At 68.9% G+C, this 23662-nt stretch carries 19 protein-coding genes; 8 read left to right on the plus strand and 11 right to left on the minus strand.

The annotated features are described in order from the left end of the window. Positions 1–275: 275 nt before the first annotated feature. A complete protein-coding gene (locus GVY41_RS07740; protein WP_161345277.1) occupies positions 276–809 on the minus strand; it encodes a chemotaxis protein CheD in 534 nt (177 codons plus the stop codon). After that, positions 806–1852 (minus strand): protein-glutamate methylesterase/protein-glutamine glutaminase, encoded by a 1047-nt coding sequence (locus GVY41_RS07745; RefSeq protein ID WP_161345275.1) that lies wholly within the window; start codon positions 1850–1852, stop codon positions 806–808. Before GVY41_RS07745 ends, GVY41_RS07740 begins: the two co-directional genes overlap by 4 nt. A gap of 315 nt (positions 1853–2167) precedes the next feature. On the opposite strand from GVY41_RS07745, the gene GVY41_RS07750 reads away from it, so the two are divergent. Together GVY41_RS07750 and GVY41_RS07755 are read left to right on the plus strand one after the other, a co-directional pair. Beyond that, entirely contained in the window at positions 2168–3151 is a 984-nt protein-coding gene (locus GVY41_RS07750; RefSeq protein WP_161345272.1) for a response regulator, read from the plus strand. 49 nt (positions 3152–3200) lie between these two features. Next, positions 3201–3581, plus strand: a complete 381-nt coding sequence (locus GVY41_RS07755) for an Hpt domain-containing protein (protein WP_161345270.1) — start codon at positions 3201–3203, stop codon at positions 3579–3581. 12 nt (positions 3582–3593) lie between these two features. Here GVY41_RS07755 and GVY41_RS07760 read toward each other — a convergent pair whose 3' ends face one another. The 4 genes from GVY41_RS07760 to amaB form a co-directional block, all read right to left on the minus strand. After that, positions 3594–3983 (minus strand): response regulator, encoded by a 390-nt coding sequence (locus GVY41_RS07760; protein ID WP_161345268.1) that lies wholly within the window; start codon positions 3981–3983, stop codon positions 3594–3596. 107 nt (positions 3984–4090) lie between these two features. Continuing rightward, positions 4091–5644, minus strand: a complete 1554-nt coding sequence (locus tag GVY41_RS07765) for a PAS domain-containing sensor histidine kinase (RefSeq protein ID WP_161345266.1) — start codon at positions 5642–5644, stop codon at positions 4091–4093. A gap of 265 nt (positions 5645–5909) precedes the next feature. Beyond that, positions 5910–9800: a PAS domain S-box protein gene (locus GVY41_RS07770; protein WP_161345263.1), complete on the minus strand. Its 3891-nt coding sequence runs from the start codon at positions 9798–9800 to the stop codon at positions 5910–5912. Positions 9801–9993: 193 nt separating this feature from the next. Beyond that, positions 9994–11508 carry an L-piperidine-6-carboxylate dehydrogenase gene (amaB, locus tag GVY41_RS07775; protein ID WP_161345261.1) on the minus strand — a complete coding sequence of 505 codons (1515 nt, stop codon included), beginning with the start codon at positions 11506–11508 and terminating at the stop codon, positions 9994–9996. 125 nt (positions 11509–11633) lie between these two features. On the opposite strand from amaB, the gene GVY41_RS07780 reads away from it, so the two are divergent. The 6 genes from GVY41_RS07780 to GVY41_RS07805 all read left to right on the plus strand — a co-directional run bounded on the left by GVY41_RS07780 (position 11634) and on the right by GVY41_RS07805 (position 17675). Further along, positions 11634–12542, plus strand: coding sequence for a LysR family transcriptional regulator (locus GVY41_RS07780; protein ID WP_161345259.1), 909 nt, complete (start codon positions 11634–11636; stop codon positions 12540–12542). 114 nt (positions 12543–12656) lie between these two features. After that, positions 12657–13418 (plus strand): SDR family NAD(P)-dependent oxidoreductase, encoded by a 762-nt coding sequence (locus tag GVY41_RS07785; protein WP_161345256.1) that lies wholly within the window; start codon positions 12657–12659, stop codon positions 13416–13418. 9 nt (positions 13419–13427) lie between these two features. Beyond that, a complete protein-coding gene (locus GVY41_RS07790) occupies positions 13428–14633 on the plus strand; it encodes an acetyl-CoA C-acetyltransferase (protein WP_161345254.1) in 1206 nt (401 codons plus the stop codon). Positions 14634–14643: 10 nt separating this feature from the next. Then, positions 14644–16005, plus strand: coding sequence for an enoyl-CoA hydratase-related protein (locus GVY41_RS07795; RefSeq protein WP_161345252.1), 1362 nt, complete (start codon positions 14644–14646; stop codon positions 16003–16005). After that, positions 16002–16796: an enoyl-CoA hydratase-related protein gene (locus GVY41_RS07800; RefSeq protein ID WP_161345250.1), complete on the plus strand. Its 795-nt coding sequence runs from the start codon at positions 16002–16004 to the stop codon at positions 16794–16796. The genes GVY41_RS07795 and GVY41_RS07800 overlap by 4 nt, the downstream gene beginning before the upstream one ends. 84 nt (positions 16797–16880) lie before the next feature. Continuing rightward, the gene (locus tag GVY41_RS07805; protein ID WP_161345248.1) at positions 16881–17675 is read left to right on the plus strand and encodes a FadR/GntR family transcriptional regulator; all 795 of its coding nucleotides are present in this window, start codon (positions 16881–16883) and stop codon (positions 17673–17675) included. Between the two features lie 10 nt (positions 17676–17685). On the opposite strand, the gene GVY41_RS07810 is transcribed toward GVY41_RS07805, so the two are convergent. The 5 genes from GVY41_RS07810 to GVY41_RS07830 are packed head-to-tail and all read right to left on the minus strand — an operon-like array spanning position 17686 to position 23639. Further along, a complete protein-coding gene (locus GVY41_RS07810; protein WP_161345246.1) occupies positions 17686–18624 on the minus strand; it encodes an NAD(P)H-dependent flavin oxidoreductase in 939 nt (312 codons plus the stop codon). 21 nt (positions 18625–18645) lie between these two features. Beyond that, positions 18646–19803: an acyl-CoA dehydrogenase family protein gene (locus GVY41_RS07815; protein ID WP_161345244.1), complete on the minus strand. Its 1158-nt coding sequence runs from the start codon at positions 19801–19803 to the stop codon at positions 18646–18648. Between the two features lie 17 nt (positions 19804–19820). Continuing rightward, positions 19821–21638: an AMP-dependent synthetase/ligase gene (locus GVY41_RS07820; RefSeq protein WP_202456091.1), complete on the minus strand. Its 1818-nt coding sequence runs from the start codon at positions 21636–21638 to the stop codon at positions 19821–19823. Then, positions 21635–22444, minus strand: coding sequence for an ABC transporter ATP-binding protein (locus GVY41_RS07825; RefSeq protein WP_161345545.1), 810 nt, complete (start codon positions 22442–22444; stop codon positions 21635–21637). Before GVY41_RS07825 ends, GVY41_RS07820 begins: the two co-directional genes overlap by 4 nt. Positions 22445–22463: 19 nt before the next feature. After that, positions 22464–23639 (minus strand): ABC transporter substrate-binding protein, encoded by a 1176-nt coding sequence (locus GVY41_RS07830; protein ID WP_161345242.1) that lies wholly within the window; start codon positions 23637–23639, stop codon positions 22464–22466. Positions 23640–23662: the final 23 nt, after the last annotated feature.

Genomic DNA, 23662 nt, shown 5'->3' on the forward strand with positions numbered 1-23662 from the left:
GGTCCGCACGGCGTTGCGCGGCGTTTGCACGCCTGTGGGAGAGGACGTTTGCGCGCCCGGTGATCTGCAAAAGCACCCGCCGGCGCGCCAGGCCGTGCCCCGCGGCACGCGGGAGGGGCTCGCGGCCCTGCGATCCCCGTGCCGCGTTCTGGCGCGCGCCGCCCTCGGCGGGCCGGAGCTGCCCCCGGGGCGCCCTCGATGCCGCCGCAGGTTGATGGGTCGCCGGAGATCCAGCACGACGTTGCCGTTGCGGGCGCCGACGCCCTCGGGCGCGGTCAGAACAGCTCCACCTCATTGCCGGGCTTGGCAGCCGGCACCGTCTCGATCACCATTGCCTCGCCCAGCAATTTCTGGCGCGCGCGGCCCTCGGCGGGCCAGAACTGCACCCGGCGCGCCTGGGTTCCGCCAAGGCTCTGGCCGGTGCAGGCGATCCCCTCGCGGCGCAGGAAATCCATCACGAATTCGGCATTGCGTGCGCCGACATCCGACAGGCCGGCGATCATCCGGGCGCCGCCGAATACCTTGGCCTGCAGGCGAGAGCGCTGCGCCCCGGCCTTGATCAATGCGTTGATCAGCAGCTCCATCGCGTTGATGCCGAAACTCGCCGCCGGCGCGCCAGATCCGGTGCCTTCGGGCAGCAGGAAATGGTTCATGCCGCCAAATCTGCCGGCGGGATCATAGAGGCAGGTGGCGACGCAGGAGCCGAGGATGGTGCTGATCGAGCCATGCGCGCCGTCCCCCACTGCGTATTCGCCTTGGGTAATGTGGCGCGGGCGTTCTTCGACGGCGTGACGCGGGGCATGGGTCATCTTGCGATCCTCTCGCGCGCCACCGCATCCTTGCCGGCCAAGGCGAGGATTTCGCCGGCGATCCGCCCCAGCGGCACCGCCCGTTCGGCGGCGCCGATCTCAAGGGCGACCCGGGGCATGCCGAAGACCACCGAGGTCGCTTCGTCCTGTGCGAAGGTGCGGGCGCCGCTCTCACGCAGCGCCGCCATGCCCTCGGCCCCGTCGCGGCCCATCCCGGTCAGGATCACCGCGACACAGCGGGGCGCGATCGGCCGGGCGCTTTCGAACAGCACATCGACCGAGGGGCGATGACCGCTGCGCTTGTCGCCCGCCAGAAGCCGACAACGTGGCTGCTCGCCGGGGATCAGAGTCAGATGCGCGTTTCCGCCCGGGGCCAGATAGACCTGACCCGCAAGCAGCGGCGCGCCCTCCGAGGCCAATGCGATCTTCGGCGCGATCCGCGGCGCAAGGCGCTGCGCGAAACTGGCGAGGAACCCCTCGGGCATGTGCTGGGTGATGAGGGTCGGCGGGCAGTCGCGCGGAAAGCCTGTCAGCACGGTTTCCAGCGCATCGACCCCGCCGGTGGAGGAGCCGATGAGAACATAGCGGCCGTTCCAGCGGAAATCGCCGGGCGGGGCGGCAATGGTGCGGGGGCCCGGCTCTCGCACGCGGGCCCGGGCCGCGACGACCAGCAGATCGGCAAGGTGCAGGAAGCCTTCGGGCAGGCGGTCGGCGGCTGGCTTGCCGATGCATTCGATCGCGCCAAGCGCCAGCGCCTCGATGGCGGCGGCGGATCCGCGATGGGTCTCGGTCGAGATCATCACCACCGGCATCGGGCGCAGCCGCATCAGCTTTTCCAGAAATTCGAGCCCGTTCATCCGCGGCATTTCCACATCCAGCGTCAACACGTCGGGGCGCAGCGACTTGATCTTTTCGCGCGCATCGAACGGGTCCGACGCCTCGCCCACCACAAGGATGCGCGGGTCGCCATCGAGCCGGCGGCGGATCAGGTTGCGGATCGTCGGGCTGTCATCGACGATCAGCACGCGGGTCTGCGAAGTCATTCGGCGGCGTCTCCGGCTGGGGCGCGCGTCGGGCGCGGGGCGAATCGATGACGGCCGGCCCTCGGCGCGCCCGTCGGGGTCGAGCCTCTCGCCACTGGCTGAAGATTCGTTTAAGCTGAGCCGACAGGCGCTCTGCGCCATTGCGACCGACGATCCGGGACATGCCTTTGCAAAGCCACGACGATTCATCATCAACGTCACAATGTCGCCCCAATCGCCGCTCAATCTGAGGATGAAGAACAGGCGGGACATGGATCCGGCCGGGCCTGCCGCCGGGCCCGGACGATTTGTGTCCCGGACAAGGAAGGTCGAGAAATGCGCATTCTGGCTGTCGATGATGACGAGATGATCCTGGAGCTGCTGTCGGCCAGCCTTGGCGCAGCGGGCTTTGCGGATCTGACGGTGGCAAGCTCTGCCGCGCAGGCACTCGAGCATATCGCCGCCGCGCGGATCCCGTTCGACTGTTTCCTGCTGGATATCCAGATGCCCGAAGTCGATGGCATTGATCTGTGCCGCGCGATCCGCCGCAACCCGATCTATGCCGCGGCGCCGATCGTGATGATCACCGCAATGTCGCAAAAGTCCTATATCGACCGTGCCTTTTCTGCCGGCGCCACCGACTATGTGACCAAGCCGTTCGATCCGGTCGAGCTTGGCGCGCGGATCCGGCTGGCCGCGAAGATGGTGGAAAGCGAGCGGGCGCTGACCGAGAACCGCTCGGCCGTCGCCACGCTGCGCGCGCAACTGGAGCGGGAACGGTTCGTCGACCTGAACGAGCCGATCTCGATCCCCGACGTGGATGCGGTGATCGACCTGCAGGCGCTGGAAAACTACCTGCTGCAGCTGTCGCGCAGCGGGCTGTTCGCCACCTCGATCTTCGCCTTCAAGATCGTCGGCATCGAGACGATCTATGCCTCGACCTCGCCCATCGACTTCCGCTACCTGCTGACCGACGTGGCCGAGGCGGTCTCCACTGCCCTGCGCTCGCATGAGCGCTTCGTGTCCTATGCCGGCAACGGGGTCTATGTCTGTGTCGCGCATGGCCGCGGCGCGCTGGACCTTGAGGTGATCGAGGGCACGGCCAACCTGATCGTCGAGGAGATGGCGCTGACCAACAGCCGCGGCGTGCCGCTCAAGTTCCGTCTGCGCGTCGGCTCACCGGTGCGGGTCGGGCTGGTGCGGGCGGGGCGCGGGGCTGTCGATGCGCTGTATGTGGCCATCGAGAATGCCGAGCAGGATGCGCCGAAGGCGGAAGACGGGCGGTCGGGCGAGCATTGGAGCCAGTTCAGACTGGCTTGATGGCGCGACTGACCCGGGTTAACCTTAGGGGAAGTCGTGGAGAGTGCCCGTGGAACGTGACTCTGTGTCCCTAGATACCCGCAGCATGATCGCGAACCGGCTGTCGGCGCTGCGCATTCGCTTCCTCGACGTTCTCGAGATCCGGATGACAGAGTGCGAGGCGCTGCGCGACAGTCTTGAAGCGGGCACCTTGCCCGAGGCAGATCGCGTGGGCGCCGTGCGCGCGATCTGCTTTGCCGCCCACAAGACGGTGGGTGTGGCCGCAACGCTTGGCTTCGCCGATCTGGGGATGCTCAGCCAGCGCGTGGAGCTTGCCGCGACGGATTACATCGACCGCAGCGAGCCACCGACGACCGTGCGGATGGTGGTCTCGCTGGCCGATGACATGTTGGGAGAGATGGCGCTGATCCTGGCCGAGGCGGGGCGTTGACCGGGGCGCGGATCAGGGCCGGCCAGAGGCGCGCCACAGCGTCTTGATCTCGCCGGCAAGGCTCATCGGATCGAAGGGCTTGGTGATCACTCCAAGCGCGCCCAGATCGCACAGCGCCCGCACATCCGCCTCCAGTGCCTTGGCGGTCATGAAGATCGCCGGCACCTCGCCGAGGCCCGGCAGCGCGCGCAGCGCCAGCAGCGTCTCTTCACCGCCAAGCCCGGGCATCATCACATCCAGCAAGAACAGGTCGGGCGCGTGGCCCTGCGCCGCCGCAATGGCGTCTGCGCCCGAGGTGAACTGCACGATCTCGAACCCGCCGACCGCCTCCAGCGCGATGGCGGCGATCTCCTGGATGTCGACATCGTCCTCGACGTGAAGGATCTTGCGAAGCTGGGTCATCGGCTTGTCATCCTGTCGCCGGCTGCTGCCGGATGCGGAAAAGTCTGCACCCCGCAGATGCAGGGCCGGGCGGAAAACGTCAATGCTGCGCGGCAGCGCGGGCCGGGTCAGGCGACGTTGCGCGCGCTGTGCCGCTCCAGATCAAAGTAGAACTCGCTGCCCTGCCCCGGGCGGCTGTCAAAGCGGATCTCGGCGCCATGGCGCTCGACGATGGCCTTCACGATGCTGAGGCCAAGGCCCGACCCGCCCACCTTGCGCCGGTCCGAACTGTCGGCTTGGGTGAAGCGTTCAAGGATCCGCGGCTGCGCTTCCAGCGGGATGCCTGCGCCATGGTCCTTGACGAAAATCCGTATCTTGCTGCCAAGGTCCGTCAGCCCCACCTGCACCGCATCGCCGGGCTTGGAGAATTTCGCGGCATTCGACATCAGGTTGGTCAGCACCTGCAACAACCGCTCCGGGCTGCAATCGACCATAACCGGCCGGTCGAGCCCGACGCCCAGGAACTGCACCCCGAACTGCGCGCCATAGCCGCCGTTCATCTCGATGGCCTCGCGGATCACCCCCGTCAGGTCGGTATGCTCCATGCGGAAGTCCATCATCCCCGCGTCGATCTTTTCCAGGTCAAGAATGTCGTTGATCAGCACGATCAGCCGGTCGGTGTTGCGCTGCGCGATGGTCAGGATGGACCGCGAGCGTTCCGACATTTCGGCGGCCGCCGTCATCGTCAGCAGCCCGAGCCCGCCCTTGATCGAGGTCAGCGGCGTGCGCAACTCATGGCTGACCATCGCCACGAACTGCGATTTGGCCCGAGCCGCAGCCTGCCGCTCGGTGATGTCGCGCAGGACGGCCACATAACGTGCCGGGTTGCCCGCCGGGGCAACCAGTTGCAGCGTGATCTCCAGCGTGCGGTCCTCGCGGTCCTGCAGCTCGTAGGTCAGCGCGCTTTCCTCGCCGCTGTTCAGACGGTGCAGATCGCGGCCGACATGGCGAAGATCGGCCATCCAGCCGACATCGGCCAGGGTGCGGCCCTCGTAGCACTGCCCCTCCCAGCCCAGCCGGGTGATGGCCTTGCGGTTGAGGTAGATGAAACGCAGATCGCCTGGCGAGAACATCCAGACCTCGTCTTGCAGCAGGTCCAGCGTAGCGCGCAGCTGGGTCTCGGCATCGGCCATCTTGACGGCGGTGATGTCGGTGCGGATCGCAAAGATTTCGGCCACGTTCCCGCGCCGGTTCACCACCGGCATCAGTGTGGAATGGGTCCAGCACAGCTTGCCGCCGGACTGCCGCCAGGCAGTTTCCCCAGACCAAGATTTTCCGGCACAGACGAGTGACTTGATCTGCTCGGTCCGGCCTGGCTCGTTGAGCAGCGCCGGCAGGTCCTGCACATGCTTGCCGACAGCCTCGTCGCGGGTCAGGCCGGTGACCTGCAGGAACCTGTCGTTCACATCGGTGATCATGCCCGAGGCATCGGTGATATTGACCATGCAATGCTCGTTCACCGCGGCCCGATAGCGTTCCATCTGGCCGTGCAAGATGCCGAAGCGGTGCTTGCTGCGCATGAGCACTATGACAAGGCTCGCCGCCAGCAGCGCCAGCCCGAGCAGGGCCAGCGGAGTCGTGGAGGCTGGGAAAGCTCGGCCCACTGCGCTCAGATCAAACATACGCCCACCCTGCCTCGTGCCCTGAGGGCCCGTCCTTCTAGACCTGCCCAGAAGCGGAACCTTGCGGCCCGCCACTCCCTGTCCCGCAGCGCCCAGAATAGGGATAGCTGCTCAAGATCAGAGCGTGCCGAACATCGTGGGCGAATTCTGGACCGAATCTGGTGCTTATTCGGGCAAGCTGCCCCCCCTTTACGGCGAAATAGAGGCAGACAGGATGCGCCAGCCGCCCGTTCGGTCAGATCGGCGACCGCTTCCGCAAGGTCAGTCAGGCGGCGGCCTCAAGGAAGTCGGCCACCAGCTTGTCGAGGCGCGCCCGCGACTTGGTGATGTGGCGCAAGATCCGCGGATCGACCGCCGGCTGGTCGCGCGCGCTCAGCCCGTAAACCGGCACGCCGCGCTGCTGCTGGTCGATCTGGTCGAGCAGAGCGACGCCGCTGCCATCGGGCAATTCCCAGTCGATCACGATCAGGTCGAAATGGCGCTCGCGCAGCAGGCGCCGCGCCTCGGCAAGGTTCGCCGCCCCCAGCACCTCGGCCCGTTCGCCAAAGGCGGACCGGAACACCTCGGCGAAATCGCCGTCATCCTCGACATGCAAGATCACCGGCACATGGTCCGGGCGCTCTGCCGCGGCGGGCTGCGCCCCCGGGTCTTCGGGCAGGGCGGGCGGCACACTCGACAGCGGCAGCACGAACCAGAACACGGTCTCGCCCGGCGCGCTGTCAAAGCCGATACCGCCGTCCATCCGCTCCACGATCTGGCGCGAGATGTTGAGGCCGAGGCCCGTGCCTCCCTTCGCCCGGGTCGAGGAGCTGTCGGCCTGCGAGAACGGCAAGAAGATCCGGTCGCGGAAATCGGCCGGGATGCCGGCGCCGCGGTCGGTGACCGTCACCCGCACCTGCCCGCCATCGCGCGCGACGCCCACCTCGACCGTGCCACCGCGGGGCGAGAATTTCGCGGCGTTGGACAGAAGGTTGGCCATCACCTGCTGGAAGCGGTCGACATCGACCAGCGCGCGCAGGCTGCCATCCAGATCGGTGGCGATCAGCGTCACGCCAAGGTCGGCGGCAAAGGGCTGCGTCGCGGCCAGGCTCTGCTCCACCAGCGCGCCGATATCGGCCTCGACGAAGGTAAAGCGGGACTGGCCCGACGAGATCTTTTCAAGGTCGAGAATGTCGTTCACCAGCGTGATCAGCCGGTCGCAGTTCTTCTGGCCGATCGACAGCAGCCGTTCGGCCTGCGGCGGCAGGTCTGCGGCCATCGAGCCCAGAACCAGCCCCAGCGCGCCCTTGATCGAGGTCAGCGGCGTGCGCAGCTCGTGGCTGACAGTGGCGACGAAATCGCTCTTGATCTGCTCCATCTCCTTGCGGTCGGTGATGTCCTGGATCTGCGCGATGAACACCGCCGCATCGCCGGGCTCTCCGCCCGTCAGCGAGATGCTCAGAAGGCCCCAGACCATGCGGCCGTCACGGCGCAGATAGGCGTATTCCGACTGATGGACGCCCAGCGAGCCCTCCAGCAGCCGCGACATCACCGCAGGGTCGAGCGCGGCGGTGTCGGGCGCGGCAAGGTCGCCCAGCAGGCTGCCGCACAGCTCCTCCTCGCCATAGCCGGAAAAGCGGCACAGTGCCCCGTTCACCTGCACGAAACGGCCGTCGCGGTCCAGGAGGGCCATCCCCACCGGCGCGAGGTCGATCACCGAGCGGAACTGCGCCTCGCTGCGGCGCAGGGCCTCGAGCGCGCCCTTCAACTCGGTCACGTCGATCTGCACCCCCAATAGCCTAAGCGCGGTGCCATCGGCGTCGCGTTCGGGCACCAGCGCCTCGGACCGCATCCAGCGCTGGCTGCCATCGGGCAACCGCACCCGGTATTCGGTCACCGAGCGCTCGGTCTGGCCCGAGATGCAGGCCAGATCGGCCGCCGCCACAATCGGCCGGTCCTCAGGGTGAACTCCCTCCTCCCAGATCCTCCGGATGTTCAGCGAGGACCCATCGGCATAGGGCGGGTATCCCATCAGCGTCAGCCAGTTGTCCGACACGATCTGGCTGCGTTCGATCAGGTTCACGTCGAACACCGCGATATGGGCGCCGGTCAGCGCCATGTTCCAGCGGCGTTCGGCCTGTTGCAGCCGCATCTCGGCCAGCTGGCGCACGGTGATGTCGCGGATGATCGCGGTGAAACGGCTTTGCCCGTCATCGGTGCGCCAGCTGTTCAGCTGGATCTCGACATAGACATCCTGCCCGCCCTCGCGCGGGATTCGGAAGCGCCGGCCCTGCGGCGACAGTGCGGCGGTGTCGGCGGCCGAGGGCAGCCACAGCCGGGCGATGGATTCGATCGGCACCAGATCGGTCAGCGGCCGGCCCAGGAGATCGGCGGGCGCGGCGCCGAAGATCGGCTCGGCGGCGCGGTTCAGCGCCAGGATCCGCCCGCCGGCGTCCAGCAGCAAGATCCCGACCATCGCCGTGTCGATGATCGAGCGGGTATGCTCCTCTTGCGTCGCCAGCTCGCGGGTCTTGATTTCCACTTGCTCGGTCACGATCTCGGCGCGCCGCAGCACCACCGACAGCAGCGTGCCGATCAGCCCGCTGAGCGCGAAGCCGACCAGCAGCACCAGTACCGGCTCGCCGCGCGCCACGCTGGCATCGAAGGCGGGGGTGCTGGCATAGGACAGCTGCCATTCGCGGCCATAGATCGGCAAGATGCGCTGTTCGGAAAAGCCCGGGGGGCTTGCGCCGGCGTTCGGGTCGCTGCGGAACACCTGCTGCTCCGCCCCGGTCGCGGCCTCGTCCGCCACTGTCAGCGCCAGCCGAAGCGCGTCGTCGCCAAGCGCAGCACGGAAGAACGTCTCTGCCACGAAAGGCGCATAGATCCAGCCCGCAAAGGATGAGCGCTTGGAGGCCAGCGTCACCGGCACGCCGCCGCCGCGATAGACCGGCCGCAGCATCACGAAGCCCGGCCCGGAATTCGCGTCCTGCACCAGCGTGATCGGCGCCGAGATCGTGGTGTCGCCAGTATCCCGGGCCTGCAACGCCGCCGCCCGCCGCCCCTGCTCGAACCCAAGGTCGATGCCAAGCGCCGCGCGGTTCGTCTCCAGCGGTTCGACATAGCGCACCACCAGCCGCTCGGGCAGACCGGTATCGGGATGCACCTCGAAGGGCTGGCCCAGATCGGCGCGGGACGCCGCCTCGAAGGCAGGCACATCCGCGGCCGCCACCGGCATGATCAGCCCGAGGCCGGACAGGCCCGGCAGCGTCTCGGTAATGTCCAACTCGGTCACGAAGCGCCGCCACTCCACCGCCTCCATCCGGTTGGAGGCGGCCAGCAGGCCCGATCCGGCATCCAGGATATGGGCATAGGATTGCAGGCGGTGGCGCAGCAGGCGCGTGGTGTCATCGACCAGCGCGGTAAAGGACGCCGTATTGCGCTGATACAGCACATGGCTGAGGGTGGCCCAGGCGTAAAAGGTCGCGCCGAGGCAGAGCGAGACCAGCAAAAGGCCCATCACGCTCATCCGCGCGACAGAGTGCCCGCGCCACAGGATCGGGGGCCGCTGCCACCAGGGCGCGAACAGCACAAGCGGCACCACGATCAGCACCCCGAAAAGATCGCCCAGCCACCAGGTCTGCCAGTTCTGGAACACAGATCCGGCTGGCAGCCGGCCCATCAGCCACAAGGCGCCAGTCCCGAACGAGGCCGAGACGAGGCAGCCGACGGGGCCAAGGATCAGCACCAGCCCCAGCACGTCGTTCACCGAGCCAAGCCCCAGCGGCCGGCCGAACCGTCGCCGGACCAGCGTGGTGGCCAGCAGGGCTTGCAGCAGGGCACCGATGGCGATCAGCCCCGGTATCACCAGGCCCGCCGGATCGAAGGCGCGCTCGAACACCCCGCCGATATGGCAGTTGATCAGGAAGGACCCCAGGAACACCCCTGGCCACAGTCGCCGACCGGCCAGCAGCAGCGCCGCCAGCGCGATGCCCGAGGCGGGCCAGATGATCGTGGCATAGCCCGGCGGCACCGCCAGCGTGGTTCCGGTCCAGCCGCCAAGCGCATAGGCCAGCGCCAGCGCCACGGTCCCGGCAAGCCAGGCACCCACGCCGCCGCGCCGCGGCTCGGCTTCCGCCGCGCCCCCGGGTTCTGCCAAGGCGCCGTGATCTGTCAACCTGGCCGCGCTCCTTCATGCAGCTTCATGGTATCGCCGCAATCTGCGCATGATGCCACCCCGCATTTCAACCTTCAGTTGTCGGCCCCCGCCGCAGACTCGAGGCGACCGACACAGGCTGTCTGCACGGCAGTTATCCAAAAAGGGGCGGCAAGGAGCAACCCCGATCGGGCGCCGGTCCCGCAAGCCGGCGTCAGTCGATGTCGAAGACCACGCCTTGCGCCAGCGGCAGCGCGCGCGAGTAGTTGATGGTGTTGGTGGCGCGGCGCATGTAGCCCTTCCAGGCGTCCGAGCCGCTCTCGCGCCCGCCGCCAGTTTCCTTCTCTCCGCCAAAGGCCCCGCCGATTTCCGCGCCCGAGGTGCCGATGTTCACATTGGCGATCCCACAATCGGATCCCGCGGCCGAGAGGAAGGTTTCCATCTCGCGCAGGTCAGTGGTGAAGATTGAGGAGGAGAGGCCGGCGCCAACTTCATTATGTTTGTGAAGAACGCCTTCGAAGTCACTGAATTTCATCACGTAAAGGATCGGCGCGAAGGTCTCCTCCAACACCGGCCCCAACTGGTCCGGCATTTCCACCAAAGCCGGCCGCGCGTAGAAAGCGGCGTCGGTTCCGACGCTCACCCGCTCGCCGCCATGCACGGTGCCGCCCGCCGCGCGGGCCGCCTCCAGCGCCACCTGCATCGCATCAAAGGCCGCGCCATCGACCAGCGGGCCGACAAGCGCCTGCGTTTCCAAGGGGTTGCCGACCGACACCGACCCATAGGCCTTGATCAGCCGCGGCACCAGCGCGTCATAGACAGAGTCATGCACGAACAGCCGCCGCATCGTGGTGCAGCGCTGGCCCGCGGTGCCCATCGCGCCAAAGGCAATCGCCCGCAGCGCCATATCGAGATCGGCCGAAGGGCAGACGATGCCGGCATTGTTGCCGCCAAGTTCCAGGATCGTGCGCCCGAACCGCGCCGCGACCGCCGGCCCGACCTGCCGGCCCATGCGGGTGGACCCGGTGGCCGAGATCAGCGCCACGCCCTTGTGCGCGACCAGCGCCGCGCCGACATCGGCGCCGCCGATCAGCACCTGGCTCAGATCCGCCGGGGCATCGCCGAACCGCGCCAGCGCCTTGTCCAGCACCGCCTGGCAGGCCAGCGCGGTCAGCGGGGTCTTTTCCGACGGCTTCCACACCACCGGATTGCCGCAGACCAGCGCCAGCGCCGTGTTCCAGGACCAGACCGCGACCGGGAAGTTGAAGGCCGAGATGACGCCGACCACCCCCAGCGGATGCCAGGTTTCCATCATCCGGTGCCCCGGGCGTTCGGTCGCAATGGTCAGGCCGTAAAGCTGGCGCGACAGGCCGACGGCGAAGTCGCAGATGTCGATCATCTCCTGCACTTCGCCCGCGCCTTCGGACGGGCTCTTGCCTGCCTCGATCGACACGAGGGCCCCAAGGTCGGCCTTGGCCGCGCGAAGTTCCTCGCCCAGCAGCCGCACCAGCTCCCCGCGCCGCGGGGCCGGCACCAGACGCCAGGCCAGGAAAGCCGCCCCGGCGCGGGCGATGGCGGCATCGGTCGTGTCGGCCGTGTCGGGGACCAGCGCCGCCACCTGCTCGCCCGTCACCGGGCTGAAACTGGCCATGCTGCCCCCGGTATGGCGCGCCGGATCGGCGCCGAGGCGGGCAAGGATGTCGGTGGCTTTGGCGGCAAGCGTGGTCATGGCGGTCCCCTTCAGGCTGTCTGGCGGGCGGCGGCGACGGCTTGCGCTGCCCTTCGGTCATGATCATATCACACCATATCCCCGGCGGATCGCGCGTTTCCCGCCTGACATGATGCGAGACCGGAATGACCCTGCGCCGCAGCCTTGTGCCCGACACCCCTGCCCTGCAAAGTTTCGAGGCCGCCGCCCGCTATGGCAGCTTCACCCAGGCAGCGGCGGAACGGAACCTGACGCAAAGCGCCGTCAGCCGCCAGATCCGGGATCTGGAGGCGCAGTTGGGGATCAAGCTGTTCGACCGGGTGCGCCAGCGGGTGATCCTGTCCGATGCCGGCCGGCGGCTGCTGCCCGAGGTGCAGCGCCTGCTGGCGCAGGTGGAGCAGATGACCCTGCGCGCCCTTGGCTCGCGCGATCATACCGGGGTGCTGGCGGTGGCGACGCTGCCGACCTTCGGCGCGCGCTGGCTGATGCCGCGGCTGCCGGGCTTCCTCGCGGCGCATCCGGGCACGCAGGTCACCGTCGCCTCGCGCGCGGGCAGCTTCGATCTGGCGGCCGAGGGGTTCGACCTTGCCATCCATTACGGCCAGCCGGTCTGGCCGCAGGCGAGCTGCACCTATCTGTGCTCGGAAACCGTGGTGCCCGTCGCTGGCCCCGCGCTGGCGAAGGCGCTGGCCGGGACCGGGCCGGAGGCGCTGGCGTCGCAGCCGCTGCTGCATATGGAGGCGCGGCCGAAGCTTTGGGCGGACTGGTTCACCGCGGCCGGGCTGGATTCGGCGGATGCCTTCCGCGGCCACCGCTTCGACCAGTTCTCGATGATCATCGAGGCGGCGGCGGCGGGGCTGGGGGTGGCGCTGGTGCCACGCTACCTGATCGAGCAGGAATTGCACGACGGCCGGCTGCAGATCGTCGCCGGTCCGCCGATGGCGACCGATCTGGCCTATTACGTCGTCCTGCCCGAGGGCAAGATCGCCAACCCGCTCTGCCGCGCCTTTCAGGACTGGGCGCTTGGCGCCGTCAGCCCGCAGAGCCGCGCCTGAAGCCCCAACCCCGTTGACAGGGACGGTGGCGCTTTGCATAGCTGTCACATTGTCCGACAAACTTGCCGGCCCGCCCCCGCGCGCGGCCCGGCAGAAGACTCAGGGAAATTTTGCATGAAGATCGACGGAGTAGCGGCACTGGTCACCGGCGGCGGGTCCGGCCTTGGCGAGGCGACAGCGCGGGCGCTGGCCGCCGCGGGGGCGCGGGTGGCGCTGCTGGACTTCAACCATGAGGCGGCAGCGGCCGTCGCGGCCGAGATCGGCGGGATCGCGGTGAAATGCGATGTCGCCTCGGCCGCCAGCGCCGAGGCTGCAGTGGCGGAGGCCGCCGCGCAGCACGGGGCCGCGCGGATCCTGGTCAACTGCGCCGGCATCGGCCCGGCGAAGAAGATCCTCGGCAAGGCCGGCACCATGCCGCTGGAGGATTTCGCCCGGGTGATCGAGGTCAACCTGATCGGCAGCTTCAACATGCTGCGCCTCTTCGCGGCCGGTGCGGCCGCGCTCGACCCGCTGGAGACGGGCGAGCGCGGCGTGGCGATCAACACCGCCTCCATCGCCGCCTATGACGGGCAGATCGGGCAGACGGCCTATGCCGCGTCGAAGGGCGGAATCGTCGGGCTGACGCTGCCGGCGGCGCGGGAACTCGCCGCGAACGCCATCCGCGTCTGCACCATTGCCCCCGGCATCTTCGAGACCGCGATGCTGAAGGGCCTGCCGCAAGCCGCGCAGGACAGTCTTGGCGTCGCGGTCCCCTTCCCCTCGCGCCTCGGCCGCCCCGCCGAATATGCGGCGCTGGTGCTGCATATCCTTGGCAATGAGATGCTGAACGGCGAGACGATCCGGCTCGACGGCGCGCTGCGCATGGCGCCGAAATAGGCCGCGGGGGTGGGCGGTGCCTTCATCTTCGACCACCTGCGCACCCCGCGCGGGCGCGGCAAACCGGACGGCGCGCTGCATGAGGTGACGCCGCTGCGGCTGGCCACCACCGTGCTGGGGGCGCTGCGGGACCGCAGCCTGCCGGATACGGGCCTCGTCGATGACGTGATCTTCGGCGTGGTGATGCCCATCGGCGAGCAGGGCCAGTGCCTGCCCCGCATCGCGGCGCTGGCCGCGGGTTATGCCGAGACTGTGGCGGGGGTGCAGGTGAACCGCTTCTGCGCCTCGGGGCTGGAGGCGGTGAACATGGGCGCCGCCAAGGTGATGGCCGGGCAGGCCGACATGGTGATCTGCGGCGGGGTGGAATCGATGTCGCGGGTGCCGATCCTGTCGGATGGCGGGGCCTGGGGCGCGGACCCGGCGGTGGCGCGGGCCACGCAGTTCGTGCCGCAGGGGATCTCGGCCGACCTGATCGCCGCCCGTTGGGGCTATGACCGCGCGGCGCTGGACGGGCTGGCGGCGCAGAGCCATGCCCGCGCCGCCCGGGCCTGGGCCGAGGGGCGCTTTGCCGGCTCGGTGGTGCCGGTGTGCGATGGGCTTGGCGAGGTGCTGCTGGACCGGGACGAAACCGTGCGCCCCGGCACCACCGCCGAGGATCTGGCGGCGCTGCGCCCGTCCTTCGCGGCGATGGGGGCGGCGGGGTTCGACCGGATCGCGCTGACCCGCTATCCCGATCTGGCCGCGATCCCGCATCTGCACCACGCCGGCAACTCCAGCGGCATGGTCGATGGCGCCGCCGCGGTGCTGATCGGCAGCCTCGAGGCGGGCGCGGCGACGGGGCTGCGCCCGCGCGCGAGGGTGCGGGCCTTTGCCGAGATCGGCTCGGAACCCACGATCATGCTGACCGCCCCCGCAGCGGCGGCGGAAAAGGCGCTGCGCCGGGCGGGAATGACGGCGCGGGACATCGACCTCTATGAGGTGAACGAGGCCTTCGCGGCGGTGGCGCTGCGCTTTATGCAGGCGCTGGACCTTGACCCGGCCATCGTCAACGTCAATGGCGGCGCGATTGCCATGGGCCATCCGCTGGGGGCGACAGGGGCGATGATCCTTGGCACAGCCCTGGACGAGCTGGAGCGGACGGGCAAGGCGACGGCGCTGGTCACGCTTTGCGTGGGCGCCGGGATGGGCGTCGCCACCATCATCGAGCGGGTCTGAGGAGGGCGCGATGCTGACCACAGAGATTGACGACACCGGCGTCGCGCTTGTCACGCTCGACATGCCGGGCCGCAGCATGAACGTGATCGACTGGGCCTTTGCGCAGGCGCTGGACGGCGCGGTGACGGCGCTGGCGGCGGATACGCGGGTTACGGGGGTGATCCTCGCCTCGGGCAAGACCAGCTTCATCGCGGGGGCGGATCTGGGGATCATGCCGGGGCTTTGGGCTGATGGGATGACGGCGGGCGCGGCGGCGGCGCAGATCCGGCGGATCGGGGATGTGCTGCGGCGGCTGGAGCGGCTTGGCAAACCGGTGATCGCCGCGGCCAGCGGCACGGCGCTTGGTGGCGGGCTGGAGGTGATGCTGGCCTGCCATGCCCGGATCGCGGCGCGCAATGACCGGGCGCTGTATGGCTTCCCCGAGGTGACGCTGGGGCTGCTGCCCGGCGCGGGCGGCACCCAGCGGCTGCCGCGGCAGATCGGGCTGGCGCGGGCGCTTCCGATCCTGCTGCAGGGCGCGCCGATGGGGGCCGAGGCGGCGCTGGAGGCGGGGCTGCTGGACGCGCTGGTGGCGCCCGAAGACCTGATCCCGGCGGCGCGGCGGATGCTGGCCGAGGGGCGGGTGCCCGCGCAGCAGCCCTGGGATGCCAAGGGCTTTGCGATGCCGGGCCCGCCCATAGGCAGCGCCGAGGGCTTCGCCGCCTTCATCGCCGCCAATGCCGCCGTGGCGCTGGATCCGGGGCCAGCCTATCCTGCGCCGGGGGCGATCCTGTCCTGCCTCTACGAAGGGCTGCGGCTGCCGATGGACAAGGCGCTGGTGGTGGAGTCGCAATATTTCGGGCAGCTGGTCACCGGCCCGGTCGCGCGCGCCCTGATCGGGCTGCGCTTCGACGCCCGGCAGCGGCTGGCGCGGCTGGGGGTGCGCCCCGAGGCCGGCGATGCGGCGGAGGCCTGCGCCGCAGCGATGGCAGCGGAGGCGGCGCGGTTGGTTGCCGGGGGCATCCCCGCCGCGCGGGTGGCGAATGCGGCGGTGGCGGCGGGGATCGGTCTGGCACCGCGTCCCGCGGGAGAGCCGGCGCCCGAGGCAGAGCCCCTGCCCGCCTCCGACCTGCAGGCCCTCGCGCGGCGGCTTCTGGTGGCGGGCGCGCTCGCCGCGGCAGGTGCAGTGCGGGCAGCGCCGGGCCATGCCGATGCCGTGGACCTCGGCGCCGTGCAAGGCGGCTTCCCGGCCTGGACCGGCGGGCCGCTGGCGATGATCGACCGGGTGGGGGCCGCCGCCTTTGCCGCGGAGGCCGCGGCCCTGGGGCTCGCGGTTCCGCCCGCCCTGGCCGCGCAAGGCGGCCGGTTCCATCCCGAGGAGGAGACAGCATGAGTGACGCCCCGATCCTGAGCCGCTTCGACCCCGCCACCGGCATCGCGCGGATCACCTTCAACCGCCCTGCCCGGCTCAACGCCATCGACGTGGCGCTGGCCGAGGGGTTGCAGCAGGCGGCGCGGGCGCTGGCACAGCAAGACGCCCTGCGCTGCGTGGTGCTCACCGGCGCAGGCCGCGCCTTCATGGCGGGCGGCGATGTCAGCGGCTTTTCGGGGCAGCCTGCGCAGACCGCGGCGGCGCTGAACGCGATCCTTGACGGGATGAACGCCGCGATCCTGACGCTGCGCGCGCTCGATGCGCCGCTGATCGCGGGGGTGCGCGGGGCGGCGGCGGGCGCGGGGCTCAGCCTGGCGCTGGCCGCCGATCTGGTGCTGGCCGAGGAAGGGGCGCAGTTCCTGATCGCCTATGACCGGATCGGCGCGGTGCCCGATTGCGGCGCCTCGTGGTTCCTGCCGCGCAAGGTCGGCGCAGGCCGGGCGGCGCAGATGATGCTGCTGAGCCGGGCGCTGACCGCGGCCGAGGCGCTGGACTGGGGCATTGTTGCCGAGATCGCCCCGGCGGACGGGTTCGAGGCGGCGCTGGACGCGCTGGCCGCAAGGCTGGCCGCCGGCCCGACCCGCTCCTACGCCGCGTTCCGGCGGCTATGCGATGGCGGCGCGGTCACCCCTCTGGCCGCGCATCTGGAGGCGGAGCGGGCGGAGTTCCTCGCCATCGCCCGCAGCGCGGATTTCGCCGAGGGCGTCGCCGGCTTTCTGGGCAAGCGCCGCCCCGTCTTCACCGGACGATGAAGCTGCGTTGACAGCGGCGCGCCGGCTTTCTACGAACCCTGATCCCACAGCGCGGCAGGGGCGCACCCAACCCGCAGGACGCAGATGACCGAAGCCAAGAGACCTGCCCCCGAACCCTTCGCCCGGCTGGAAGCGCAGCCCGCCTATCTGCGGCTGGCCGAGGCGATCGAGCGCGAGATCGTGTCGGGCCGCATTGCCCCCGGCGATCCGGTCGGCACCGAGGCGACACTTTGCGAACAGTTCGGCGTCAATCGTTCCACCGTGCGCGAGGGGATCCGGCTGCTGGAGCAAAGCGGCCTGCTGCGGCGCGACCAATCGCGGCGGCTTTTTGCCAGCCTGCCGCGCTACACCAACCTTGCGACAAGGATGAGCCGGGCGCTGGTGCTGCACCAGACCTCCTTCCGCGAGCTGTGGGAGGCGGCGCTGGCGCTGGAGACGGCCTCGGTCGAAGCGGCGGCGCGCCATGCCACCGACGAGGACATCGCGGCACTGACGGACAATCTGGAGCGCAGCCGCGCGCAACTGGGTGACCCCGATGCGGTGATCCATCTGGACACCGAGTTCCATACGCTGATCGCCAGGACGGGGCGCAACCGGGTGCTGGAGCTGGCACGCGAGCCGGCCAGCCTGCTGTTCGCGCCGACGCTGCGGGTGATCTTGCCCAAGGTCGAGGCCGCGCCGCAGCGCAATGTCGAGGCCCATGCCCATATCATCGCCGCGCTGGCGCGCCATGACGCCGCCGAGGCGCGGCTGTGGATGCAGCGCCACATCAACGACTGGCGCCGGGGGTTCGAGAAATCGGGGCGCGGGCTGGATGATCCGGTCGAGCGCTCGTTCATCGAGCATGTCTCGGGATTGCGTTCCGGCGGGCGGGCCTGACGCCCGCCCCTTAGTATCGCGCGGCTTCGACCGCACACTCCGCCAGCGCGGCACGGTAGTCGGTGACCAGCCGGTCGCAGAGCGCGGCGGCGGTCGGAACATCCCTGACCGAACCCACCCCCTGCCCCGCCGACCACAGATGCTTCCACACCTTCGCCTCGCCCTCCATGTCGAGCGCGCCGGCATCGTGCAGATTCTCGGGGTCGAGCCCGGCCGCGACGATGCTGGGCCGCAGGAAGTTGGCATGCACGCCGCTGATCCGCGGGGTGTAGAGGATGTCGGCGGCAGAGGTGTCCACGATCATCTGCTTGTGCGCGGGGTCGGCCATCGACTCCGCCGTCGCCAGGAACCGGGTGCCGAGATAGGCCATGTCGGCCCCCAGCATCCGCGCCGCGGCAATGTCGCGCCCGGTATTGATCGCGCCGCCGAGGATGATGGTGCCGCCGAACACCGCCCGGATTTCCGGCACCAGTGCAAAGGGGCTGAGCGTGCCGGCATGGCCGCCCGCCCCCGCCGCGACGGCGATGATCCCGTCCAGCCCCGCCTCGGCGGCCTTGCGGGCATGGCGGGCGCTGATCACGTCATGGAACACCAGCCCGCCATAGGCATGGACCCGGTCCACCAGATCGGCCACCGCGCCCAGCGAGGTGATGATCAGCGGCACCTTCTCCTCGATGCAGATCTGCAGGTCCGCCTCCAGCCGCGGGTTGGACTTGTGGACGATCAGGTTCACGCCGAAGGGCGCGGCAGCGGGCTGCCCCGCCAGCCGGTCCCGGATCTGGTGCAGCCAGCCCCGGAACCCCTCGCTGCTGCGCTGGTTCAGCGCGGGAAAGGTGCCGACCAGCCCGGCGCGGCAGGTTTCCACCACGAGGTCCGGGCCCGAGGCGAGGAACATCGGCGAAGCGATGGCGGGAAGGCGCAGGCCCTTGAACGCGTCGGGGATCGGCATCGGTCTCTCCTGCAGGGCGCTTCAGCCAAGGCTGCGCGCGATGATTTCCTTCATGATCTCATTGGCGCCGCCATAGATCCGCTGCACCCGCACATCGGCATACATCCGGGCAATGGGATATTCCTCCATGAAGCCATAGCCGCCATGCAGCTGCAGGCACTCGTCGATCACCTCGCATTGGCGGTCAGTGGTCCACATCTTGGCCATCGAGGCATCGGCGGCGGTCAGGCGGCCCGCCAGATGATCCGTGATGCAGCGGTCCACGAAGGCGCGCGAGACCTGCGCCCTGGCAAGGCAATCGGCCAGCGTGAAGCGGGTGTTCTGCAGCTCCATCAGGGTCTTGCCAAAGGCGGTGCGGGTGCGGGCGTGCTCGACCGTGATCTCGACCGCCCGCTCCATCATCGCCTGCGCGCCGACGGCGACGCCAAGGCGTTCTTGCGGGAGCTGCTGCATCATCTGCACGAAGCCCTGCCCCTCCACCTCGCCCAGCCGGTTTTCGGCGGGCACGCGGACATCGTCGAAGAACAGCTCGGCGGTGTCGCTGCCATGCATCCCGATCTTGGCAAGGTTGCGGCCACGGCGGAAGCCGGGGAGGTCCGCCGTTTCCACCACGATCAGCGACAGGCCACGCGCGCCCGGCTCCGGCCCGGTGCGGGCGGCGACGATGACCAGATCGGCGAGGATGCCATTGGTGATGAAGGTCTTGGCGCCGTTCAGGACATAGGTTCCGCCCTCACGCCGCGCAGAGGTGCGCACCGCCTGCAGGTCGGACCCGCCGCCCGGTTCGGTCATGGCGATGGCCCCGATCATCTCGCCGCTGGCCATCTTCGGCAGCCAGCGGCGGCGCTGATCCCCGGTGCCATAGTGCAGGATATAAGGCGCGACGATGCCGCCATGGATCAGCTGCTGAAAGCTGGTGATCCCGGCATAGGACAGCTCTTCGCCGACGATGGCATCCAGCGCGAAGTCCCCGCCGCCGCCGCCAAACTCATCGGGGATGCCGGGGCAGAGAAGGCCAAGCTCCCCCGCCTGACGCCAGAAATCCCGGTCCACGAATTTCTGCGCGCGCCAGGCGGCATCGCGCGGCACCGCCTCGGCCAGCAAGAAGCGGCGCACCATATCGCGGAACTGGGCGGCCTCGTCTGTCTCCCACGGGCGGCGGGGGCGCAGGTCGATCATGGGGGGTCTCCTGACTGTCAGCCGGCGGGATAGAGCGCCTCGATCTCGGCGGCGTATTTCTGTGCGATGCTCGACCGGCGCACCTTCATCGTCGCCGTCACCTCGTCATCGTCATGGTCCAGCTCCTTGGTCAGCAGGTGGAAGCGGCGGATATGCGAAACGGCGGCCAGCTCGGCATTGGCGGCCGCGATCTCGGCCTCGACCAGCGCGCGCAATTCGGGCCGTTCGACAAGGTTGCGGAAGTTGGTGAAGGTGATGCCCTGCTCCTCGGCCCACCGGCCCGCCGTCTCGAAATCCACCTGGATCAGCGCCGAGACGTATTTGCGCCGCTCGCCGATGACGATGCATTCCTTGATATAGGGGCTGCCCTTCACGGTATTCTCGATTTCCGAGGGGCTGAGGTTCTTGCCGCCCGCGGTGATCATGATGTCCTTCAGCCGGTCGACGATGCGGAACTGGCCGTCCTTCTCCTCGACCACGTCGCCGGTATGCAGCCAGCCATCTTGCAGCGCCGCGGCGGTGGCGGCGTCGTTCTTGTAGTAGCCGGCAAAGATGGTCTCGCCGCGCAATTGCAGCTCGCCATGTTCCCCCACCCGCGCCTCGGCATTGGCGATCACCTCACCCACCGCGCCGGGATCAAGGCGGGACAGCCTTTGCCCCAGGGCCACGCCGGTGGTTTCGGTGGCGCCGTAGACCTCGACCAGCGGCACGCCGATGGTGCGGAAATAGGCGACGATGCGCGGCGAGATCGGCGCGGCGCCGGTCATCGCCACCCGCGCCCGGCGCAGGCCGATGTAGTTCTGCAGGGCGCGGAACACGAGGATATACCACAGCGCGAAGGTCAGCCGCTGGCCCAGACTGCGCTGCCCTGCCGGCAGGTTGGCAAAGGGCGCGCAGGCGGCCAGCGCCCGGTCATAGAGCGCGCGGCGATAGCCGCCCGCCTCCAGCATCCGGATATGGATGGCGGAATGCAGCTTCTCCCAGATCCGCGGCACGCCGAGGAAGGTGGTGGGCGCGACCTCGCGCAGGTCCTCCTGCACGGTGCGCAACGACTCGCCGAAGTTGATGGTGCTGCCCAGATAGATCGGGGCCATGACCGTCGTCATCTGCTCGGCCACATGGCACAGCGGCAGGTAGGACAGGTGCGTGTCGGATGCCGACAGCCCCAGCAGCCCGCCGATCGCCATCGCCTGCGCACGCAGGTTGCGATAGCTGAGCATCGCGCCCTTTGGCTTGCCGGTGGAGCCCGAGGTGTAGATCATCAGCGCCACATCCGGCAGCGTCTGCGCGGCCAGCACGGCATCGACCATGCCCGGCTGCCCGGCGCGGTGGGCGCGGCCCATCTCCTCCAACTCCGCAAAGCTGATCACCGCGCCGTCCGGGTAAGCGCGCATCCCCTTGGTCTCGATCACCACGATCCGCGCCAGATCGGGCAGTTCGGCGCGGCGGTCGAGCACCTTGTCCACCTGCTCCTGATCCTCGCAGATCACCACCTGCGCATCGGAATGACCCAGAACATAGGCGACCTCGCCCGCCGGGCTGGTGGGATAGACGCCGACCGCGACCGCGCCCGCGCAATTGGCCCCCAGCTGCGCCAGCACCCATTCGATGCGGTTCTCCGACAGGATCGCCACATGCCCGCCTTCGGGCACGCCGATGGCCCGCAAGCCGTGGGCCAGATCGCAGGCGCGGGCGAAATAGTCCTGCCAGCTGCAGGGCCGCCAGATGCCGAAGTCCTTTTGCCGGATCGCGGTGCGGGTGGGCGTGCGGCGGGCCTGCTCGCACAGCATCTGCGGCAGGGTCAGGGCGGGAAGCTCGGGCGTCACGTCGCTCACGACAGCCACCGCTTGCGGCGCTTGTAATGCTTGATGTCGCGGTAGCTGCGTTCGCCGCCGTGCCCGGCATGGCCAAGGTAGAACTCGCGCACATCCTGGTCGGCCATCAGCCGCGCGGTGGGCCCGTCGAGCTGGATCTTGCCGGTTTCCATGATGTAGCCGTAATGGGCGATGGCGAAGGCCACCGCGGCGTTCTGTTCGACCAGCAGCATCGACACCCCGGTTTCGCGGTTGATCCGCGCGATGATGGTAAAGATTTCCTCGACCAGCCGCGGCGAGAGACCAAGCGACGGCTCGTCCAGCAAGATCAGCGCCGGCTGCGCGATCAGCGCCCGGCCGATGGCCAGCATCTGCTGCTCGCCGCCCGACAGATAGCCGGCGCGGGCGTGGCGGCGTTCATGCAGGCGCGGGAAGTAGGAATAGACCTGATCGAAGCCGCCATGCTTCACCCCCCGCCCCGACAGGGCGAAGGTGGCGGCGGTCAGGTTCTCTTCCACCGTCAGGTCGCCGAAGATCCGCCGCCCCTCCATGACGTGAAACAGCCCGCGGCGGACCAGCTGGTGCGGCGCCTCGCCGGCGGTGTCCTGCCCGTCGAACAGGATCCGCCCCGAGGTCAGCTCGCCATTCTCGAGGCTCAGCAGCCGCGAGATCGCCTTGAGCGTGGTGGATTTCCCGGCGCCGTTGGAGCCAAGCAGCGTGACCACCTGGCCCCGCGGCACCCGGAGTGACAGGCCGCGAAGCACCTGCACGGATTTGTTGTAGATGACCTCGATATTCTCGATCTCGAGGATGGTGTCCGCGGCCATATCGGTCATTTCCGCCCCGTCATTCCGTCACGGTGATCCAGTCAGAGACCGGCTGCATCTTCTTCTCGGCCGCGCTGTACTGATAGACGCGGCCCACCGGCACCGAATTGCCGGGGATGGAGATCGGGATGCCGATCAGCCCGCCGGTGTCGAAATCCTCAATCGTGTTCATCGCCGCCTTGAGGTTGCTGCCGGTCAGCTCCTGCCCCTGATCCAGCACCCGCCGCGCGGATTCCGCCATCAGCATCGCTGAGAGATAGCCCTGCATGTAGCCGGTCGCCTGATAGTCGGGGCGCATCTCGCGGATCTTCGCCATCGTCGGCGCATCCGCTTCCTCGTCATAGTAATAGCGGTAGGGCATCACGCCCATGAAGCCATCGGCAGGTTCACCCACGCTGTCCCAGATAGAGCTGTCCATCGACCAGAAGGTGCCCATGAACTTCGTCTCCAGCCCCAGTTGCTGGGCCTGGGTCATGAATTCCGGCAGCGGCGCAAGGATATAGCCGTGGAAGATGGTATAGTCGGGCCGGGCGCGGCGCAGCTTCAGCACCTCGGTCGAGACATCGACGGCGGTCGGCGGGGTGATGATCTCCTCGACGATCTCCAGCCCCAGCTCCGCCGCCTTGGCGCGCGAGCTTTCAATCGGGTCGCGGCCGAATTCGGTGTCGGAGTTGACCAGCACGATCTTGGCCCCGGGGGTTTCCTCGGCGATGTATTCCATCAGGATGGCGATCATCTCGGAATAGTCGGGGCCCGCCATGAACATGTAGGGATGTTCCTCGGGGTCGTTCAGTTCCGACGCGAAGGACGCGCCGCCCATGATCATCCCGCCCATGCGGTTCAGTTCGGGCGCGATGGTCTTGGCGAAGCCGGTGGAGTCGCCATAGTAAAGGTGGATCTCGTCCTGGCTGGTCAGCTTGTTGAACACCGCCACCGACTGGTCGACCTTGTAGCCGGTATCCTCATAGGCCAGCCGCAGGTTGCGCCCGCCGATGCCGCCGGCCTCGTTCACCTGTGTGATATAGTCCTGCATCCCGGCCTCGATCGCCACGCCGGCAAAGGCGAAGACGCCGGTCAGCGGGATCGACCCGCCGATGACGATGTCGTCCTCCTGCGCCTGCGCCGCGCCAAGGCCCGCGACCAGCGCCACTCCGGCCATCAGCCCGGTGACGCGCCGTCTTGTCAGTGAAAACATGCGGTTCTCCTCCCATGCATGGT

Origin of the sequence: Frigidibacter albus (assembly GCF_009908165.1) — a bacterium.
In the GTDB taxonomy this organism is placed as follows: domain Bacteria; phylum Pseudomonadota; class Alphaproteobacteria; order Rhodobacterales; family Rhodobacteraceae; genus Frigidibacter; species Frigidibacter albus.

What these genes read in the sequence shown, in the direction of transcription:
- GVY41_RS07810 (WP_161345246.1), bottom strand. Translation starts at nt 18,624, where the DNA reads ATGCCGATCCCCGACGCGTTCAAGGGCCTGCGCCTTCCCGCCATCGCT.
- GVY41_RS07785 (WP_161345256.1), top strand. Translation starts at nt 12,657, where the DNA reads ATGAAGATCGACGGAGTAGCGGCACTGGTCACCGGCGGCGGGTCCGGC.
- GVY41_RS07795 (WP_161345252.1), top strand. Translation starts at nt 14,644, where the DNA reads ATGCTGACCACAGAGATTGACGACACCGGCGTCGCGCTTGTCACGCTC.
- GVY41_RS07800 (WP_161345250.1), top strand. Translation starts at nt 16,002, where the DNA reads ATGAGTGACGCCCCGATCCTGAGCCGCTTCGACCCCGCCACCGGCATC.
- GVY41_RS07745 (WP_161345275.1), bottom strand. Translation starts at nt 1,852, where the DNA reads ATGACTTCGCAGACCCGCGTGCTGATCGTCGATGACAGCCCGACGATC.
- GVY41_RS07765 (WP_161345266.1), bottom strand. Translation starts at nt 5,644, where the DNA reads ATGTTTGATCTGAGCGCAGTGGGCCGAGCTTTCCCAGCCTCCACGACT.
- GVY41_RS07805 (WP_161345248.1), top strand. Translation starts at nt 16,881, where the DNA reads ATGACCGAAGCCAAGAGACCTGCCCCCGAACCCTTCGCCCGGCTGGAA.
- GVY41_RS07750 (WP_161345272.1), top strand. Translation starts at nt 2,168, where the DNA reads ATGCGCATTCTGGCTGTCGATGATGACGAGATGATCCTGGAGCTGCTG.
- GVY41_RS07780 (WP_161345259.1), top strand. Translation starts at nt 11,634, where the DNA reads ATGACCCTGCGCCGCAGCCTTGTGCCCGACACCCCTGCCCTGCAAAGT.
- GVY41_RS07825 (WP_161345545.1), bottom strand. Translation starts at nt 22,444, where the DNA reads ATGGCCGCGGACACCATCCTCGAGATCGAGAATATCGAGGTCATCTAC.
- GVY41_RS07815 (WP_161345244.1), bottom strand. Translation starts at nt 19,803, where the DNA reads ATGATCGACCTGCGCCCCCGCCGCCCGTGGGAGACAGACGAGGCCGCC.
- GVY41_RS07760 (WP_161345268.1), bottom strand. Translation starts at nt 3,983, where the DNA reads ATGACCCAGCTTCGCAAGATCCTTCACGTCGAGGACGATGTCGACATC.
- GVY41_RS07740 (WP_161345277.1), bottom strand. Translation starts at nt 809, where the DNA reads ATGACCCATGCCCCGCGTCACGCCGTCGAAGAACGCCCGCGCCACATT.
- amaB (WP_161345261.1), bottom strand. Translation starts at nt 11,508, where the DNA reads ATGACCACGCTTGCCGCCAAAGCCACCGACATCCTTGCCCGCCTCGGC.
- GVY41_RS07830 (WP_161345242.1), bottom strand. Translation starts at nt 23,639, where the DNA reads ATGTTTTCACTGACAAGACGGCGCGTCACCGGGCTGATGGCCGGAGTG.